The sequence below is a fragment of the Trebonia sp. genome (assembly GCF_049794275.1).
In the GTDB taxonomy this organism is placed as follows: domain Bacteria; phylum Actinomycetota; class Actinomycetes; order Streptosporangiales; family Streptosporangiaceae; genus Trebonia.
This window is the reverse complement of the sequence record NZ_JBARCR010000649.1, coordinates 1-4,660: the sequence shown is the minus strand read 5'-3', so window position 1 is coordinate 4,660 and position 4,660 is coordinate 1. Positions and strand designations below refer to the sequence as shown.

The following is a 4,660-nucleotide window of genomic DNA, read 5'->3' as shown; positions in this document are numbered from 1 at the left end:
GGCTGAAGGAGCGAGTGCTCGCGGCGACCACGGTCACCCGGCAGCTGCCGCCCGTGACGGCCACGCCGCGCTGGCGCCGGGCCGCGGCGGACAGCAGTGCGGCCAGGAGGGGAACTTCGCGTACGTTCTGGACGATGCCGAAGATCGCCACCGGCATCGCCGCAGTCGCGCTGGCTGCGGTTGTGGCGCTGGCCGTGATCACCATCGGCACGAACAACAGCCTGAACAAGGAGCGCGCGCGCAACCAGGCGATCGCCGCCGTGCTCGCCGCACCGGACGCACGGATCGTGTCCGGACCGACGACCGCGGGAGGCACGGCTACCGTGGTGGCGTCGCACCTGGCGGGAAAGATCGTGTTCACCAGCTCAGGGCTGCGCGTGCTGCCGTCGTCCCAGGTGTACGAGCTGTGGTTCCTCGGGCCTGGCAAGGCCCGGGGTGCCGGGCTGGTGCCGCCCGCCGGGGTCACCGGGTCCACCGCCCCGGTGCTGGCGTCGGGGCTGGAGACCGGTGACAGCGTCGGGGTCACCGTCGAGCCGGCAGGCGGGACGACGGCGCCGACGACTACGCCGATCGTGGTGCTGGCGGTGCCGGCCTGACCAACCCTGCATCCTAGGCTGGCCTAGCGTGCCGGATGAGAGGAGCGACATGCACCACGACCTTCAGGTACTAGCCGATCCCGCTGCCGTAGCCCGGGCCGGCGCGGTCTTCGTGGCCGAGCGCGCCCGCGCCGCGGTTGCGGCCAGCGGCAGCTTCCACTTCGCGGTCAGCGGCGGGCACACCCCCTGGGCCATGTTCGCCGAGCTAGCCTCGGAGGAGGTCCCTTGGGAGGCGACCGTCATCTATCAGGTGGACGAGCGCGTGGCACCGCCCGGTGACCCGGACAGGAACCTGACCCACCTCACCAAGGCACTGGGCTCGGCTCCGGCGCGGGTGCAGCCCATGCCGGTCAACGAGAGCGATCTCGTGGTCGCGGCCGTCAGCTACGCGGCCGTGCTGCCGGAGCACTTCGACCTCGTCCACCTGGGTCTCGGCCCCGACGGGCACACCGCCTCCCTTGTCCCCGGCGATCCGGTCCTGTCGGTCACCGATCGCCTGGTCGCCCTCACCGAGCCGTACCAGAACCATGTGCGGATGACGCTGACCTACCCGGCGCTGGCGCGGGCCAGGCAGATCCTCTGGCTGGTCACTGGCGACGACAAGAGGGAGCCGCTGCAGAGGCTCCTGGCCGGGGACAGGACGATCCCGGCGGGCCGCGTCGAGGCCGCCGCTTCCCTGGTGATGGCCGACCGAGCGGCGGCCTGAGGACCCGATGGGAGCTCAGCCAGCCGGCCCGCGGGGCATCGAGCGGGAGAAGCAGATCGCGGCGGAGGCGGCCGCGGAACTGGTCGAGGACGGCATGATCGTCGGGCTCGGCACCGGTTCGACGGTGGCGTTCCTGCTCCCCGCCCTGGCCCGTCGATCGCTCAACATCGTCTGTGCGGCCACGTCGCCGCGCACCGAGCACGCCGCACGCGAGCTGGGCCTGCGGATCGAGGACGTCGCGAGCATCGACCGTTTCGACATCACCATCGACGGCGCGGACCAGGTCGCCCCGGACGGATGGCTGGTGAAGGGCGGCGGCGGCGCGCACACCCGGGAGAAGATCGTCGCGGGGGCGGCGGAACGGTTTGTCGTCATCGCCGACTCCACCAAGCCGGTCCAGGCCTTGCACAGCCCGATTCCCCTCGAACTGCTCTCCTTCGGGGTGCGCGCCACCATGCGCCGGGTCGCGCCGGCCTCGCTGCGCGACGTCCCGCTCAGTCCCGATGGTGGCGTGATCGCGGACTACCACGGCCCGGTCGATGATCCAGCGGCACTGGCCGTCCGGCTATCGGCGACGCCCGGGGTCATCGAGCACGGCCTGTTCCCGCCGGAGATGGTGGCGACGGTGCTCGTGGGCCGGGGTGAGTCAGTCGACCGGACCGACTTCACACACTCGTCGTCTAGCTCCTGACCTCACCGGATCAAACCACCGGACAAAAGTGGAGGCAACATGGCCCCGGCAATTCGGCTGTTCCTCGCCGACGTCGACGGCACGCTGGTAACCCAGGACAAAATCCTCACCGACCGGGCCATCGCCGCAGTCGCGAAGCTGAGGGAGGCCGGAATCCTCTTCGCCATCACCAGCGGCCGCCCGCCCCGCGGCATGTCGATGCTCGTGGAGCCGCTCCAGCTCACCATGCCGATCGCGGCCTTCAACGGCGGCGTGTATGTCCATCCCGACATGTCCGTGATCGAGCAGCAGGTCATCCCCGACGACGTGACGCCGGCGGTGATCGACCTGCTCGCGGCCCACAACCTGGATGTGTGGATCTACCGGGGGTCGGACTGGTTCCTGCGGGATCCGAAGGCGCCGCACGTGGCCCGCGAGAGCTGGACGGTCAAGTTCGACCCGACGGTGACCGGCAATTTCGCCTCGGTGTCGGACGGAGTGGCCAAGGTCACCGGGGTGAGCGATGACTACGACGCGGTCCAGAAGGGCGTGGACGCGGTGCGCGAGCGCTTCGGCGACCACGTATCGGCGGCCAGGTCTCAGCCGTACTACGGCGATGTCACCAATCCCAATGCCAACAAGGGCGCCGTGGCGCAGTATCTTTCCCGGACCTACCAGATCCCCCCCGGGCAGATCGCAACGATCGGCGACCAGCCCAACGACGTTCTCATGTTTGCCCACTCCGGGCTCAGTATCGCCATGGGTAACGCGAGCCATGAAGTCCAGGCAGCCGCCCGCCGCGTCACCACCTCCAACGAGGACGAGGGATTCGCTAACGCGGTAGAGCGGTTCATCCTGCCCTGATGCCCGTGCACCTAGGGGATGAGCGGCCAGCGGAAGCGGGCGGCCTGGCCCTCGTGGACCGTGACCGCGCCCGCGGGCGTGTGCTCGTCCAGCCAGACGGTGTACTCGGCGGCGGGCAGGCCGGGGTAGACCGCCGCGTAACTGGTGCCCGCGGCGGTCCTGCGCTCCCGCACCAGGGAGTGCGTCCGGCGACCCCCGCTCCAGAAGTCGCCGGACGCACTGATCTCGATCTCGTCACCGCATCGCTCCGGCGGCGTGTCCACGATGAGGGCGCCGACACCTGCACCCAGGTCGAGGACCACGCTGCCGGGACCGGACGGACCGATTCTGTGGTGGTCGGTCATCATGACGGCGTGTCGAAGCCGCTGTACGGGACGCCGAGGTAAGGGAACGTGGCCAGGTAACCGGACGGGACGCTGGCGGCCGTGAGGCCGTCGGTGACCAAGGCGGCGGCCGCGTCCGGCGTGAACTTCTTGTCCACCAGCGGGACGGTCGCGCCCGCGATCGCCCGCAGCTCGACCGTGACCACGTCGTCGGAGACCCGGCGGCCGTTGGGGAACCCGGCGAGGTCACCGCCGATCACCCCGAGCTCGTTAGGCTTCGCGGCCGGCGGGATGGCCGTGTTGAGGCGGAGCATGTCCGCCTGGATGGAACCGGTGTAGTTCTGGAAGCCGGGCACGACGCCAGCCGGGATCCCGGTGAGCAGGATCGCCTCGAGGTCGGCGCGGGAGGTGCCGGCCTTCACTAGCTTGGCCAGATTCGGGAAGACGCCCGGGTACAGCGCGGGCAGCAGCATGGCCAGCTCGGGGTGGGCGTAGCGGCCGGCGAACTGCTTGTCGTCGGACGGCGGCAGCGTGTTCCACAGGTCCTTGCGCCCCAGCGGGATCAGCACCTCGTTGATGAGCGGGTTCCCCAGCCGGGACACCTGATGGAAGGGGCCGCTCCAGACCTGCTGGCCGTCGGCGGCGTCCCACACGCTGACCCGCTGACGGCTCGCCGTCGTCCACACGCCGATCACCGATCCTGGGTCGGTCACCTTCCCGTGCTTGCCGTGCACCAGCTGCGAGACCGGCACCTGGATGGCGATCGAGTGCACGTTCAGCTGGGCGGTGGCGTTGACGCCGGCCGCGGGGCCGGAGAACACGTTCATCCCGTACTGCGCGTGCAGCTGCTCGAAGGGGCGCAGGTCGGCGAGGTCGAAGATCGCGCCGAGGTCCACGTAGAAGCCTTCGGCCCGCTGACCGGCGAAGACCTTGATCCCGCCGGGCAGGCCGTGCACCGCGGCGTTCGCCAGGCTCGCGTAGTTGGGGGTAGACAGCGGGCCGATGTTGCACGGCGGGCAGGCGAGGCCGCTGCCGAGGACCACGCTGTGCCCCTCGCTGATACGGGTGACCGAGTAGAACTGGCGGCTGTTCCAGTTCGCGCTGCCGAGCGACAGGATCGGCCCGGTGTTGTAGAGGAACGTCCCGGGGTCCCGCAGCTCCGTCCGGAACCTGAACTGGAAGGTGACGTCCGGCCGGGCGTCGTCGTTGTTGTCGACGTGGATCTCGTACAGGACCTCGTCGCCGAACGAGTAGAAGTTCGGGCCGCCTGCCGGGCCCTCGAGCGGAATGTAGTTGGCGATGAGCGTGACCGTGTCCGGCTTGTCCGGGCTGACGAACGCGTACACGTCGGTGCTGTCGGCCACCGGGTCCTTGGAAATCTCCGGCGCCTCGCGGTGCGATGACATGCGGTTACCTCACAGAAATCGCTCGGGCCAGCCGGGCGGCCAGCGCGGGGTCGTGAACCTGGGTCCGGCTGGTGCCGGAGAAGATCTCCAGCTCG

The 4,660-nt window shown here is 70.0% G+C and carries 6 protein-coding genes; 4 read left to right on the top strand and 2 right to left on the bottom strand.

Annotation, left to right across the window (positions count from 1 at the left end):
- From WA805_RS17480 to WA805_RS17465, 4 genes are all read left to right on the top strand, one after another.
- On the top strand, positions 1–596 hold a 596-nt coding region (locus WA805_RS17480), incomplete at its 5' end, for an anti-sigma factor (RefSeq protein WP_425242861.1).
- 28 nt (positions 597–624) lie between these two features.
- Positions 625–1,302, top strand: a complete 678-nt coding sequence (gene pgl / locus WA805_RS17475; RefSeq protein ID WP_422273893.1) for a 6-phosphogluconolactonase — start codon at positions 625–627, stop codon at positions 1,300–1,302.
- Between the two features lie 7 nt (positions 1,303–1,309).
- A complete protein-coding gene (rpiA, locus tag WA805_RS17470; protein ID WP_422324479.1) occupies positions 1,310–1,993 on the top strand; it encodes a ribose 5-phosphate isomerase A in 684 nt (227 codons plus the stop codon).
- A gap of 39 nt (positions 1,994–2,032) precedes the next feature.
- Positions 2,033–2,836: a Cof-type HAD-IIB family hydrolase gene (locus tag WA805_RS17465; RefSeq protein WP_422273889.1), complete on the top strand. Its 804-nt coding sequence runs from the start codon at positions 2,033–2,035 to the stop codon at positions 2,834–2,836.
- 11 nt (positions 2,837–2,847) lie between these two features.
- Here the strand turns inward: WA805_RS17465 and WA805_RS17460 are convergent, their stop codons facing one another.
- Entirely contained in the window at positions 2,848–3,180 is a 333-nt protein-coding gene (locus WA805_RS17460) for a hypothetical protein (protein ID WP_422289288.1), read from the bottom strand.
- Positions 3,180–4,565, bottom strand: a complete 1,386-nt coding sequence (locus WA805_RS17455) for a DUF4331 domain-containing protein (protein WP_422289286.1) — start codon at positions 4,563–4,565, stop codon at positions 3,180–3,182. Before WA805_RS17455 ends, WA805_RS17460 begins: the two co-directional genes overlap by 1 nt.
- Positions 4,566–4,660: the final 95 nt, after the last annotated feature.

Coding starts and splice junctions, on each gene's coding strand:
- WA805_RS17460 (WP_422289288.1), bottom strand. CDS start 3,180: ATGACCGACCACCACAGAATCGGTCCGTCCGGTCCCGGCAGCGTGGTC.
- WA805_RS17465 (WP_422273889.1), top strand. CDS start 2,033: ATGGCCCCGGCAATTCGGCTGTTCCTCGCCGACGTCGACGGCACGCTG.
- rpiA (WP_422324479.1), top strand. CDS start 1,310: ATGGGAGCTCAGCCAGCCGGCCCGCGGGGCATCGAGCGGGAGAAGCAG.
- WA805_RS17455 (WP_422289286.1), bottom strand. CDS start 4,565: ATGTCATCGCACCGCGAGGCGCCGGAGATTTCCAAGGACCCGGTGGCC.